At 60.3% G+C, this 13,753-nt stretch carries 7 protein-coding genes; 1 reads left to right on the plus strand and 6 read right to left on the minus strand.

Annotated features, from left to right (window positions below; translation table 11 throughout):
- Positions 1-24 precede the first annotated feature (24 nt).
- Positions 25-2,655, plus strand: coding sequence for a pyruvate, phosphate dikinase (gene ppdK, locus KJS55_RS06825; protein ID WP_187029927.1), 2,631 nt, complete (start codon positions 25-27; stop codon positions 2,653-2,655).
- A 695-nt stretch (positions 2,656-3,350) separates the two neighbouring features.
- Here ppdK and KJS55_RS06830 read toward each other — a convergent pair.
- From KJS55_RS06830 to KJS55_RS06855, 6 genes are all read right to left on the minus strand, one after another.
- Entirely contained in the window at positions 3,351-3,956 is a 606-nt protein-coding gene (locus KJS55_RS06830) for an FUSC family protein (protein WP_228300479.1), read from the minus strand.
- A 90-nt stretch (positions 3,957-4,046) separates the two neighbouring features.
- On the minus strand, positions 4,047-8,084 hold the full coding sequence (carB, locus tag KJS55_RS06835; RefSeq protein ID WP_213542981.1) for a carbamoyl-phosphate synthase large subunit: 4,038 nt from the start codon (positions 8,082-8,084) through the stop codon (positions 4,047-4,049).
- Complete coding sequence (locus KJS55_RS06840) at positions 8,084-9,148, minus strand: carbamoyl phosphate synthase small subunit (RefSeq protein ID WP_213542982.1); 1,065 nt, start codon at positions 9,146-9,148, stop codon at positions 8,084-8,086. The genes carB and KJS55_RS06840 overlap by 1 nt, the downstream gene beginning before the upstream one ends.
- A 264-nt stretch (positions 9,149-9,412) precedes the next feature.
- On the minus strand, positions 9,413-9,769 hold the full coding sequence (locus tag KJS55_RS06845) for a hypothetical protein (protein ID WP_187029934.1): 357 nt from the start codon (positions 9,767-9,769) through the stop codon (positions 9,413-9,415).
- A 709-nt stretch (positions 9,770-10,478) separates the two neighbouring features.
- Positions 10,479-12,284, minus strand: coding sequence for a translation elongation factor 4 (gene lepA, locus KJS55_RS06850; protein WP_187029936.1), 1,806 nt, complete (start codon positions 12,282-12,284; stop codon positions 10,479-10,481).
- Between the two features lie 411 nt (positions 12,285-12,695).
- Entirely contained in the window at positions 12,696-13,742 is a 1,047-nt protein-coding gene (locus KJS55_RS06855; protein WP_213542983.1) for a hypothetical protein, read from the minus strand.
- Positions 13,743-13,753: the final 11 nt, after the last annotated feature.

The following is a 13,753-nucleotide window of genomic DNA, read 5'->3' on the forward strand; positions in this document are numbered from 1 at the left end:
CATTTGAAACTGGAGGAAACAAGAATGAGCAAGAAGTACTGCTACCTGTTCACTGAGGGCAACGCAAACATGCGGGAGCTTTTAGGCGGCAAAGGCGCGAACCTGGCCGAGATGACCAACATCGGCCTGCCTGTGCCCCAGGGCTTCACCATCACCACCGAGGCCTGTACCCAGTATTACGAGGACGGCCAGAGGATCAATGACGATATCTGCGCGGAGATTCTCCAATACATTGAGAAAATGGAGGGCATCACCGGCAAAAAGTTCGGCGACCTGGAAAATCCCCTGCTGGTCTCCGTCCGCTCCGGCGCCCGGGCCTCCATGCCCGGCATGATGGACACCATCCTGAACCTGGGCCTGAACGAAACGGTGGTGGAGGTCCTGGCCAAGAAGTCCGGTAATCCCCGCTGGGCCTGGGACTGCTACCGCCGCTTTATCCAGATGTACTCCGACGTGGTGATGGAGGTGGGCAAGAAGTACTTTGAGCAGCTCATCGACCAGATGAAGGAGCGCAAGGGCGTCACTCAGGACGTGGAGCTGACCGCGGAGGATCTCAAGGAGCTGGCCGGCCAGTTCAAGTCAGAGTACAAGGCCAAGGTGGGGCAGGACTTCCCCTCCGATCCCAAGGAGCAGCTCATGGGCGCCGTCAAGGCCGTGTTCCGCTCTTGGGACAACCCCCGGGCCAACGTCTACCGCCGCGACAACGACATCCCCTACTCCTGGGGCACCGCCGTCAACGTCCAGTCCATGGCCTTCGGCAACATGGGCGACGACTGCGGCACCGGCGTGGCCTTCACCCGCAACCCCGCCACCGGCGAGAAGAAGCTCTTCGGTGAATTTTTGACCAACGCCCAGGGCGAGGACGTGGTGGCCGGCGTGCGGACTCCCATGCCTATCAGCCAGATGGCCGAGAAGTTCCCCGCCGCTTTCGCCCAGTTCCAGGATGTGTGCAAAATTCTGGAGGATCACTATCACGATATGCAGGATATGGAGTTCACTGTGGAGAACAACAAGCTCTATATGCTCCAGACCCGCAACGGCAAGCGCACCCCCGCCGCCGCGCTGAAGATCGCCTGTGATCTGGTGGATGAGGGCCAGATCACGGAGAAGCAGGCTGTTGCCATGATCGAGCCCCGCTCTCTGGACACCCTGCTCCATCCCCAGTTCGACGCCGTGGCCCTGAAAAAGAGCGAGGCCATCGGCAAGGCGCTGGGCGCCTCCCCCGGCGCTGCCTCCGGCAAGATCGTCTTCACCGCTGAGGACGCCAAGGCCTGGGCTGAGCGGGGCGAGAAGGTGGTCCTGGTGCGTCTGGAGACCTCTCCCGAGGACATCGAGGGCATGAAGGCCGCCCAGGGCATCCTGACCGTTCGCGGCGGCATGACCTCCCACGCCGCCGTGGTGGCCCGGGGCATGGGCAAGTGTTGTGTCTCTGGCTGCGGCGACATCAAGATGGACGAGGAAAACAAGCAGTTCGTCCTCTCCGGCAAGACCTACAAAGAGGGCGACTGGATCTCCCTGGATGGCTCCACCGGCAGCATCTATGCCGGGGCCATCCCCACGGTGGACGCCTCCATCGGCGGCGAGTTCGGCCGGGTCATGGGCTGGGCCGACAAATATCGCCGTCTCCAGGTCCGCACCAATGCCGACACCCCCCACGACGCCGCCCAGGCCCGGAAGTTCGGCGCTCAGGGCATCGGCCTGTGCCGGACCGAGCACATGTTCTTTGACGAGGACCGCATCCCCGCCATCCGGGAGATGATCTGTTCTGACAATGTGGAGCAGCGGGAGAAAGCCCTCAGCAAGCTGGAGCCCATGCAGCAGTCCGACTTTGAGGGCATCTACGAGGCCATGGAGGGCTGCCCCGTCACCATCCGCTTCCTGGACCCCCCGCTGCACGAGTTCCTGCCCACCGACGAGGCTGACATCGAGCTGCTGGCCAAGGATATGGGCAAGACCGTTGCCGACATCAAGTCCATCATCGCCTCCCTCCACGAGTTCAACCCCATGATGGGCCACCGGGGTTGCCGCCTGGCCGTCACCTACCCGGAGATTGCCGCCATGCAGACCCGGGCCGTCATTAAGGCCGCGCTGAATGTCCAAGCCCGGCACCCCGAGTGGAACATGGTTCCCGAAATCATGATCCCCCTGGTGGGCGAGGTCAAGGAGCTCAAATATGTTAAGAGCGTGGTGGTCAAGACCGCTGACGAGATTATCGCCTCCGCTGGCTCCGATATGAAGTATCTGGTTGGTACCATGATTGAGATCCCCCGCGCGGCTCTCACCGCCGATGAGATTGCCAAGGAGGCCGACTTCTTCTCCTTCGGCACCAACGACCTCACTCAGATGACCTTTGGCTTCAGCCGTGACGACGCAGGCAAGTTCCTGGACGCCTACTATGACCGCAAGATCTACGAGAACGATCCCTTCGCCAAGCTGGACCAGGCGGGCGTGGGCCGGCTGGTGGAGATGGCCTGCAAGCTGGGCCGCTCCACGAACCCGGAGCTGCACCTGGGTATCTGCGGCGAGCACGGCGGCGATCCCTCCTCCGTGGAGTTCTGCCACCGCACGGGCCTGGACTATGTGTCCTGCTCTCCCTTCCGGGTGCCCATCGCACGCCTTGCCGCCGCGCAGGCAGCCATCAAGGAATCCAAATAATCAGCATCTTCCAAGTTCGGACGAAGCGATTTTTCGGAATCTGGCACGAGCCATCAGCCCTTCGTCATGGCAAAAAACACCTCACATCGTAAGATGTGAGGTGTTTTTGCTGTGCCAACATATCACAGCTTAAACCACCGCCTCGCCCTCCGCCAAGCGTTTCAACGCTCCCGCTCCTTCTAAACTAGGAGGGCCTTTTTACCAACCCTGGAAGCTGCTGGAGTCGCGGAAATGGCGGCTTTACCCCGGTCCAGCATAAGGGACGCAGACCAAACTAGAGCCCAGATTCTCCCCCACGTTACTTTGGTTCGCATGGATTTGAACTGCGCCTGGCTGCTGGCGGGCCGGCGCTTGCGCCCCAGGCTGGAAGCCGTGGCATGGCGCAGCTTCAGCGCGTCTTTTGTTTCCTTGACGCCCCTGCTCAATATGGCCGAACGATGAGAGGCGTCCCGCTTTGAGGTGGAGAGCATCCCTGACAGCTATGGAATTCGGCTTGGACACCTCTGTGGAATATCAAGTGATGAGACGCCTGCACGGCGGTCGGGAGCAGCTGGATATTTCCGCAGACAAACCCTGGTGTCGTGAGATTGCCATTGGTCCTGATACTCCCTGCTGCGGCCGCCCCCGAGAAGAGACAGATATTCCCGAAAGCAAGGACCGGACCCCATCCAGACAGATGAGGTCCGGTCCTTGCCTTAGCTTTTTTGATTGACAACGAGGGCGCCTGCGTCCTCACTCAGTTCTTCTGAACCGGCTGCCTTTTGACGAAGATTTCTGCAAAACCGCTCTGCGGCTCCAAAGGTAAATCCTCCTGGAAAAAGGCTGTTTACCATCAAAGCCGCCAGCACACCGATGCCCGTGTCAAACATGCGGCTGAGGGCATAGGTGATATAGCTGTCTGCCGGTGTATTGAAGAGGATGATGCACAGGACCACGCCGCCGGGCTGTACACCGCCCACCCAAAAGATTTGGCACAGCACAATCAGAATGACAGTGCCAAGAAAGATCAGCGGCACTAACAGCAGGGAGTGCCGTCCATCCGGGTAAAAAATCAAATAAATCCGAAACAGCGCAATTCCCAGCAATCCGCCGATAACCGTGCCGAAAAGCCGGTTTCCACCATTCAGCTTAGAATCAGAGAGGTCACTCCCCATTCCAAAAATCGCGCCGATGCAGGCGAAGGCCGGACTGCGGCCCCAGGCATAGTACACCACGGCACACAGTGCAGCTGCAATCGCCGTCTTGATATTGCGCATCCCCACCTTGGGAACACAGCGGGCAAGGGCTTTTTTGATGTCCATAACGAGCTCCGGGTTGTTTGGATTTCGTTAAGATTTTACCACAAATTTTCTGCGGTGGAAAGCCCTTTTTGATAAATTTCTGTCAAGTTCTCAATATTCCGCCTCACCGGTGTAGACCAGCTTGGCGTCTCCGGTCAGAGTGACCGTCTCATCCGTGTAATGGACCACCAGATCGCCGCCCTTGACCCGGACGGTGACATCACTTCCCTTGGAGCAAAATCCATTGGCCACTGCCGCTACCACTGCTGCGCAGGCGCCGGTACCGCAGGCCAGTGTCTCGCCGCTGCCCCGCTCCCACACCCGCATCTTGATGGTATTGGGGTTCACCACCCGGATGAACTCTGTGTTGGTTCTCTCCGGGAAGTAAGGCGCATGCTCGAAGCGGGGTCCGATGAACTCCACGTCCACTGCATCCACCCGGGGACAGAACACCACGCAGTGGGGGTTGCCCATGTCCACGCAGGTAATGCTGTAGGGCCGGCCGGCGATCCGGACCGGATAGTTCACCACGGTCTTCTCCGGAATGGAGAAACGCAGGGCCTCCGTGTCCAGCGTGGCCCGTCCCATGTCCACACAGGCGGATGTCACCTTGCCGTCGGAGGTATAGAGGGACACGGTCTTGATGCCGCTGCCGGTCTCAATGGCCAGCTCTTCTTTGCGGACAATGCCGAAGTCATAGAGGTACTTGCCCATGCACCGCAGGGCGTTGCCGGCCATTTTGCCCTCACTGCCGTCGCTGTTGAACATCCGCATCTTTGCGTCGGCCACCTGGGAGCGCTCCATCAGGATAATGCCATCGGCACCCACGCCATAGTGCCGGTCACAGAAGGAGACGCACAACGACTCCGGACAGGTGATGGAGCCGTCAAAGTTCTCCAGGAAGATATAGTCGTTGCCGCAGGTCTGCATCTTGGCAAACTTCAGCCTCTGCCGCTCCGTGCGCAGGTGGCAAATATCCACCAGCTCGGTGTTACGCTGGTTATAGCGGCTGGCCAGGATATCCGCCAGGGCGCCAGCTGTGTCCAGAGAGGTCAGACAGGGGATTCCCAGCTGGACGCAGCGGTGGTTCAGATGGATGAAATCCCGGATGTAGCCCGGTTCCGTGGAGCCAGTGAGGATCACATAGTCGATCTCTCCGCCCTCCAACATCTCGAACACTTTATTATCCCGGCCCAGCTTGCCAACCACCTCCACGTCGGTGCCCAGCTGGGCAATCTCGTGGGCGGTGCCTTCCGTTGCGTAGAGCTTGTAGCCCATCTCGTCCAGCTTCCGGGCGATATTCACGATCTCCGGCTGATCCCGGTGGTTCACGGAGATCAGCACGCCGCCGCGGCTCTCCTTCTCCACCTTGTAGCCGGCGGAGACCAGGCCCTTGAACAGGGCCTCCTGCATGTTCTTGCCCAGGCCCAGCACCTCGCCGGTGGACTTCATCTCTGGGGAGAGGGCCGCATTGGCGTCGGTGATTTTTTCAAAGGAGAACACCGGCACCTTCACCGCCACATACGGCGGCTTCTGATAGAGCCCGGTTCCGTAGCCCAGGGCAGCCAGAGGCTGTCCCACCATGACCCGAGTGGCCAGGTCCACCATGGGTACGCCTGTCACCTTGGAGATGTAGGGCACGGTCCGGCTGGCCCGGGGGTTGACCTCGATGACGTACAGCTCGCCCTGGTAGATCAGGTACTGAATGTTGATGAGGCCCCGGGTCTTTAGGCTGAGGGCCAGCTTTTCCGAGCAGTCGATGATGGTCTTGAGCATCTTGTCGCCAATGGAAAAGGGCGGATAGACCGCGATGGAGTCGCCGGAGTGGACGCCAGTACGCTCAATGTGCTGCATAACGCCAGGAATCAGCACGTCCTTGCCGTCGGAGATCACATCCACCTCCAGCTCCTTGCCCATCAGGTACTGATCCACCAGCACCGGGTTTTCAATCTTGCCGGAGAGGATGACCTCCATATAGGTGCGCACGTCCTCGTCGTTGTGGGCGATGACCATGTTCTGGCCGCCGATGACATAGCTGGGCCGGAGAAGCACCGGATAGCCCAGCTCCCGGGCGGTAGAGAGAGCCTCCTCCATGCCGGTGACGCCGCGACCCTGGGGCCGCTTGATGTGGAAGCGCTCCAACAGCTCGTCAAACCGCTCCCGGTCCTCCGCCATGTCAATGGACTCCGCGGAGGTGCCCAGAATGGGAATTCCCTGGCTGTCCAGGAACTTGGTGAGCTTGATGGCCGTTTGGCCGCCGAAGGCCACCACCACGCCCACAGGCTTCTCCACGGCGATGATGTGCATGACGTCCTCCGGGAAAAGAGGCTCGAAATACAGCCGGTCGGCAGTATCATAGTCCGTGGACACCGTCTCAGGGTTGTTGTTCACAATGACCACGTCATAGCCCAGCTCCTTCAGCGTCCACACGCAGTGGACGGAGGAGTAGTCGAACTCAATGCCCTGGCCGATCCGGATGGGGCCGGAGCCCAGCACCATGATGACGGGCCTGCCGGATCTTGGAAAGGCCCGGGACTCACAGAAGCGGTCGAAGCTGGAGTAGAAGTAGGGGGTCTCCGCGTCGAACTCCGCGCCGCAGGTGTCTACCATCTTATAGACGGCGGTTTTGGCAGGCACGGGCAGGTCCGCCGCGCCGGAGAGTCGGCGCAGCGTGTCGTCTGGATAGCCCAGGCGCTTGCCGGTTTCATAGTGCTCCGCCGTCAGGCCGTCTCTCCCCAGGGCCAGTTCAAATTCCGCCATGTTTTTAAGCTTGTGGAGGAACCAGCGGTCGATGCGGGTGATGCCGAAAATCTCATCCACACTGACCCCGGACTTAAGCGCTTCAAACACTGTGAAGAGCCGGTGGTCGTCCACCCGGCGCAGGCGCTCCCAGATGGGGGCGGTGTCCTCAGGGTCCTGCTTGCGGTTGAGGCTGTCCTGTCCGATCTCCGCACCCCGGACGGCCTTCATCAGCGCCATCTCAAAGCTGGGGGCGATGGACATGACCTCGCCGGTGGCTTTCATCTGGGTGCCCAGGGTCCGGCTGGCGTCGGCAAACTTGTCAAAGGGCCACTTGGGCATCTTCACCACGATATAGTCCAGCGTCGGCTCGAAGCAGGCGCAGGTCTTGCCAGTGATGTCGTTTTTGATCTCGTCCAGGCGGTAGCCCAGGGCGATCTTGGTGGTGATCTTGGCGATGGGATACCCCGTAGCCTTAGAGGCCAGGGCGGAGGACCGGCTCACCCGGGGGTTCACCTCAATCACCGCGTATTCAAAGCTGTCGGGGTTCAGGGCCAGCTGCACGTTGCACCCGCCCACAATCCCCAGGTGGGTGATGATATCCAGAGACGCCTTGCGGAGCATCTGGAATTCCTTGTCCGCCAGGGTCTGGGTGGGAGCCACCACGATGGAATCGCCGGTGTGGACGCCCACGGGGTCCAAATTCTCCATGGAGCAGACGGCGATCACGTTGCCTGCGCCGTCCCGCATGGTCTCAAACTCGATCTCCTTCCAGCCGAAGATGGCCTTTTCAATGAGTACCTGGGTAATGGGCGAGGCGTCCAGGCCGGTGCCGGCAATGATGCGCAGCTCATCCGGGTTATTGGCCGCGCCGCCGCCGGCGCCGCCCAGGGTGAAAGCAGGCCGGACAATGACCGGGTAACCGATTTTCTCCGCCACCGCCAGGGCTTCCTCCACCGTTTCCGCAATATCCGAGGCGATGACCGGCTGGCCGATCTCCGCCATGGCCTCCTTAAAGAGCTCCCGGTCCTCCGCCCGGGAGATGGCCCTGGCGTCGGTTCCCAGCAGGCGGACGCCCTGCTGGGCCAAAAAGCCCTCCTTGTCCAGCTGCATGGCCAGCGTCAGGCCGGTCTGGCCCCCCAGGCCCGCCAGGATGGAGTCCGGACGCTCCTTGAGGATGATCCGCTTGATGGTCTCCGCCGTCAGGGGCTCTAAGTAAATCTCGTCCGCCATGGCTTGGTCGGTCATGATGGTGGCAGGGTTGGAATTGCAGAGCACTACGTTCACACCGGCTTCTTTCAGAATCCGGCAGGCCTGGGCGCCGGCGTAGTCGAATTCGGCGGCCTGCCCGATCACAATGGGACCGGAGCCAATCACCAAAACTTTTTGAATACTGGTATCCAGCGGCATTACGCGCGGCCTCCTTTCATCAGGTCCACAAAGCGGTCAAAGAGGAAGGACGTGTCCTTTGGTCCGGTGCAGGCCTCCGGATGGAACTGAACGGTAAAGGCCCGCAGGTCCGGATAATCAATGCCCTCGCAGGTGCCGTCGTTGGCGTTGGCAAAGCGGACACGGCCCAGCTTGACGGTGTCGGAATCCACAGCGTAGCCGTGATTCTGGCTGGTGATGTAAGTCCGGGTGCCGTCCAGGTCCCGGACCGGCTGGTTCACCCCCCGGTGGCCATACTTGAGCTTGTAGGTGCTGCCGCCCGCAGCCAGGGCCGTGAGTTGATGCCCCAGGCAGATACCGAACATAGGCACCCTGCCCAGGAGCTTTTGAATCTGCTCAATTTGGAAGACATCCTCCGCCGGGTCCCCAGGGCCATTGGAGAGCATGACCCCGTCGGGGCTTGCTGCCAAAATCTCCTCCGCCGGCGTTGTCGCCGGCAGGACCGTAACGGTGCAGCCCCGGTTTTGAAGCTCCCGGACAATGTTGCGCTTGGCGCCATAGTCCAGTAAAGAGACCCGGAACCGCTCCTCCCCCGACGCCGGGTGTATGGAGGACTCCCGGCAGGTGACGGCCTCCACCACGCCGGTGACAGCGTAGGTCTTCACCGGCGTGAGGTCCGCAGGAATCCCGCTGCAAATCGCGGCGTTCATCACGCCATGTTCCCGGATGATTCTTGTGAGTTCCCGGGTGTCCACGCCGCACAGCCCCGGCACATTCTGCTCCTTCAGATAGGCGTCCAGGTCACAGTCACACCGGAAATTCGAGGGGGCATCGCAGTACTCCCGCACCACATAGCCCTTGACGCAGCAGGCGCCCTCAAAATCCTCACGAATGATCCCATAGTTGCCGATCAGCGGATAGGTCTGCAGCACGATCTGCCCCGCATAGCTGGGGTCCGTCAACGTCTCAATATAACCGCACATGCCGGTGGTGAACACCAGCTCCCCCACCGTGTCTCCCCCGGCGCCAAAGCGAAGGCCCTCAAACACCTGGCCGTCCTGGAGCACCAAATAGCCCTTTTCCATAGCTGCCCTCCTGCTGCCTAAAATCTCTCTATTTTATATGTTCTTAGTCATTATAGATGGTTTTTCCTCCAACAGTCAACGTTTCCAGACAAGTTCAGCAGTAGAGTTTCCGCAGATAGAACCGACCGTTTTTGTGCATTTTTGCAAAACGGCTTCTCTCCATCCTCTTCCGCCAGACAACAGGGCGGCCGGAATCCGCAGACTCCGGCCGCCCTGGCTTGTATGTTGGCCGCTTCCCGGAGACGCCCCATGCAGGCGGCGCCGTCAGTAGCCAATGAAATAGCTGACACCCAGCAGCAGATACATCGGGCCAAAGCAGTAGGCCATGAACATCTCCGAGTGTGGGACTTTTGTATGGAAGCAGTCAGTCAAAATCACGATCTCACAAACATAGGCCGCCGCGCCGAGAAAATATGCAACTCCCTTGCAGAGATAGGCCCAGGGAGCACGGAAAAGCGAAACCGCGAAGAGCACCACCGCCAGCGCGGCGGCCAGGTTGCGGATCAGCAAAATAACGTGCTCCAGCCGCTTGTGCCGGCTTTGTTGAATCGATTCCTCCTGAAAAAGTCCTTCGTAGAAATGGTGAATTGCTTGCTTTAGGTCTTCTGTCCTGTGGGGCATAGAGGTCTCCTTTTTTTCATAATTTCTGTGGCCTGCGGCGGTCTCACTCGTCCAGCTTCAAAACCGCCAGAAACGCCTCCGTTGGAATCTGAACCGTTCCCAGAGAGCGCATCTTCTTTTTGCCCCACCGCGCAGGGCGCGGCGGGGACCCCTGATTTCATTTTGGTCGGTCGGGCAAAGCCCGGCCTTCCCAAGGTTTTGCTTCGCAAAACGCTTGAACGCCGCTGGCGCGGCGGCTCGCTCCCGCTCGCAGACGGGCAAAAAATCACTCGTCCAGCTTCAAAACCGCCAGAAACGCCTCCGTTGGAATCTGAACCGTTCCCAGAGAGCGCATCTTCTTTTTGCCCCACCGCGCAGGGCGCGGCGGGGACCCCTGATTTCATTTTGGTCGGTCGGGCAAAGCCCGGCCTTCCCAAGGTTTTGCTTCGCAAAACGCTTGAACGCCGCTGGCGCGGCGGCTCGCTCCCGCTCGCAGACGGGCAAAAAATCACTCGTCCAGCTTCAAAACCGCCAGAAACGCCTCCGTTGGAATCTGAACCGTTCCCAGAGAGCGCATCTTCTTTTTGCCCCACCGCGCAGGGCGCGGCGGGGACCCCTGATTTCATTTTGGTCGGTCGGGCAAAGCCCGGCCTTCCCAAGGTTTTGCTTCGCAAAACGCTTGAACGCCGCTGGCGCGGCGGCTCGCTCCCGCTCGCAGACGGGCAAAAAATCACTCGTCCAGCTTCAAAACCGCCAGAAACGCCTCCGTTGGAATCTGAACCGTTCCCAGAGAGCGCATCTTCTTTTTGCCCTCCTTCTGCTTTTCCAGCAGCTTCTTCTTGCGGGTGATGTCGCCGCCGTAGCACTTGGCCAGCACGTCCTTGCGCATGGCCTTCACCGTCTCCCGGGCGATGACCCGTCCGCCGATGGCCGCCTGGACGGGAATCTCAAAGAGCTGACGGGGGATGTTCTCCTTGAGCTTTTCACAAAGCCGTCTGGCCCGGGGATAGGCCTTATCCCTGTGGGCGATAAAGCTCAGGGCATCCACCGCCTCGCCGTTGAGTTTCATGTCCACCTTTACAAGTTCGCTGGGGCGGTATCCGGAGAGCTCATAATCCAGGGAGGCATAGCCCTTGGTGTTGGCCTTGAGCGCGTCAAAGAAGTCGTAGATGATCTCGTTGAGGGGCATCTGGTAGTGAAGCTCCACCAGGTTTGTGTCCAGGTACTGCATATCCTTGAACTCACCCCGGCGGTCCTGGCACATGGGCATAATGTTGCCCACGAACTCGTTGGGCGCGATGATATTTACCTTCACATAGGGTTCCTCCGCCCGCTCAATCGTGGCGGGGTCGGGATAGTTATGGGGGTTATCCACCGCCACCATCGTGCCGTCGGTCTTATAGACATGATAGATCACGGAGGGCAGGGTGGTCACAAGGTCCAGGTCAAACTCCCGTTCCAGCCGTTCCTGGATGACCTCCATGTGGAGCATCCCCAAAAAGCCGCACCGGAAGCCAAAGCCCAGGGCCACGGAGCTCTCCGGCTCAAAGCTCAGGGAGGCGTCGTTGAGCTGGAGCTTTTCCAGCGCGTCCCGGAGATCCGGATACTTGGAGCCGTCCTCCGTGTAGATGCCGCAGTAGACCATGGGCTGGACCGGCCGGTAGCCCGGCAGGGCCTCCGCCGTGGGGGAGGCGGCGTCGGTGACGGTGTCGCCCACCCGGGTGTCCTTCACATTTTTAATACTGGCGGTGAAATAGCCCACTTCGCCGGCGCTCAAACGCTCACAGGGCTCCATGCCAAGCGGCAGCAGATGGCCGCACTCCACCACCTGGTAGACCGCGCCGGAGGCCATCATCTTCACCTGCTGGCCCGGCCGGACGCTGCCCTCCATCAGCCGCATGTAGACAATGACACCCCGGTAGCTGTCATACTGGCTGTCAAAGATCAGCGCTTTGAGAGGCGCCTCCGGATCGCCTGTGGGCGGGGGTACGTTTTTCACGATGTCCTCCAGCACGGCGTCGATGTTGATCCCCATCTTGGCGGAGATCTCCGGTGCGTCCAGGGCGGGCAGGCCGATGATATCCTCCACCTCCTGCTTGGCCCTGGCGGGGTCCGCCGCCGGAAGGTCGATCTTGTTGAACACCGGCAGAATTTCCAGGTCGTGTTCCATGGCAAGGTACGTGTTGGCCAGAGTCTGGGCCTCCACGCCCTGGGTGGAGTCCACCACCAGCACCGCGCCCTCGCAGGCTGCCAGGGACCGGGACACCTCATAGTTGAAGTCCACATGGCCCGGGGTATCGATGAGGTTCAGCTCATAGTCCTCCCCGTCCTGGGCACGGTAGGTCAGCCGGACAGCCCGAGCCTTGATGGTGATGCCCCGCTCCCGCTCCAGATCCATATTGTCCAGCAGCTGGTCAGACATCTGCCGCTGTGCCACTGCCCCGCAGGTCTCCAGCAGCCGGTCCGCCAGCGTGGACTTGCCATGGTCGATGTGGGCAATGATCGAAAAATTTCGGATATTCTCTTGTTTTGCCATATTTGTATAAACCTCCTTGGGCAAGTCCGCACCCCCGTGCGGTTGCGCGTCCAAGCGTTTTGGCGCAGCCATCCCCCTGCCGCAGGGCAAACCAGTTCGTCCGAGGATGGGAACTGAACTTCCCGCGGACAATGCGAGCAAAGAGCGAAACCATTCGGATCTTCTCTTGCCAGATACAAGATTCCTCCAAGTCCACACCAAGCCCTGCCCGGCGCAAAATGCTTGAGCTTTCAATCCGGTCCCCGCCGCGCCTCGCGCGGTAGAGGCCGGAGACGCAGAGGATGGATACGGCTTTCGCCGGCAGGCCGCATCAAGCACGTCGAAGCGGCCGATGCTGAAGTGATTTTGAAGATTGCCCCGATACTCCTCGCGCTTCCCGCGCTCTCTTGATAGCGGAGGCCGCAGCCTGGGTCAGCCTGGCTCCCAAATGCTGTCGTAGTCATAGTTTATCACAAATTCCCGCAGACCGTCCAGCACTTCCCGGTAAGTTTCTCTGCTGAGGCGGTACTGTCCTGTGGGCATGGCCTGAGCCAGGCGGTAAGTCACCCGCCCCGCTATATGGATATGGTCCGCATAGTTGTCCAGATTCGTCATGATCTCCCTGTCCGCCATGAAGAATTGCAGCTCCGCGTTGTCATAGGCAAGGAGCGTTTGAACCGTGTCCTCCAGCATGGTGAACATGGCCTCCGTCTGCCCCAGCCTCTCCATTTTATCCCAAAACAGGATGCTGTAGGGAGAGAAGAAAAAGATGAAGTCCGTGTCCGGGTGAGCCTCCAGCCAGCCGGTGACTTCTTTGAGATTGGCGCGGCTGTTTTCCAGAAAGGTGTCCGCCGCCGCGGTCTCCCCCGTGGGCTCCGGCCGCTCATAGCCCGCCAGGGCCAGCTCCCGAGAGAAAAACACATTTCCATCCCACACAAAGGCATCCTGAAGGGGCTGGGTCTGCCCCCGGCCCTTTTTCAGCACTGTGTACACGGAGCGAAACGCCGCGTCCTTGTTCAGCAGGTACTGCCCGTCGTTCCATGGGTTCTTGTCATAGAGATACTCCGGCAGCTCCTCAGGCTCCTCCTCAGGACTACGGGCGAGCAGGTTGGGGTCCAGGCCGAAGATCACCCGCTTCACATCCTGGCAGTCATAGGCGTAGTCCAGCGCCGTCCCAAATTCCCGGAAGCCGCCGTTTGGAAAGGTGACTTTCACCGTGGAGGTCTCATAGAACACGTCAAACCAAAAGGGGCGGTAGTTGGCCGCCAGGGACGAGCCCATCAGAACTGTCTCATAGCTTTGGCTCCTGAGAAGCCCGGCTCCCTGGGCCCGCTGGTCAAACCAGACCTCCCCCTCCGGGTCCGGGGGATGGTAGTGGAAAAAGGGGTCCACCAGCCGCACAGTTCCGGCACACAGGGCCAGCAGCGCCGCAGCAGCGGCCAGCAGCCCTGCGCACCAGCGCTTTCCCGCTTGTTTCACGGCCGCTCACC

The organism is Pusillibacter faecalis (genome assembly GCF_018408705.1).
GTDB classification, from domain to species: domain Bacteria; phylum Bacillota; class Clostridia; order Oscillospirales; family Oscillospiraceae; genus Oscillibacter; species Oscillibacter faecalis.

Excerpts from the sequence above, each read along its gene's own strand:
- KJS55_RS06830 (WP_228300479.1), bottom strand. The coding sequence starts at position 3,956 with ATGGACATCAAAAAAGCCCTTGCCCGCTGTGTTCCCAAGGTGGGGATG.
- ppdK (WP_187029927.1), top strand. The coding sequence starts at position 25 with ATGAGCAAGAAGTACTGCTACCTGTTCACTGAGGGCAACGCAAACATG.
- KJS55_RS06840 (WP_213542982.1), bottom strand. The coding sequence starts at position 9,148 with ATGGAAAAGGGCTATTTGGTGCTCCAGGACGGCCAGGTGTTTGAGGGC.
- lepA (WP_187029936.1), bottom strand. The coding sequence starts at position 12,284 with ATGGCAAAACAAGAGAATATCCGAAATTTTTCGATCATTGCCCACATC.
- KJS55_RS06845 (WP_187029934.1), bottom strand. The coding sequence starts at position 9,769 with ATGCCCCACAGGACAGAAGACCTAAAGCAAGCAATTCACCATTTCTAC.
- carB (WP_213542981.1), bottom strand. The coding sequence starts at position 8,084 with ATGCCGCTGGATACCAGTATTCAAAAAGTTTTGGTGATTGGCTCCGGT.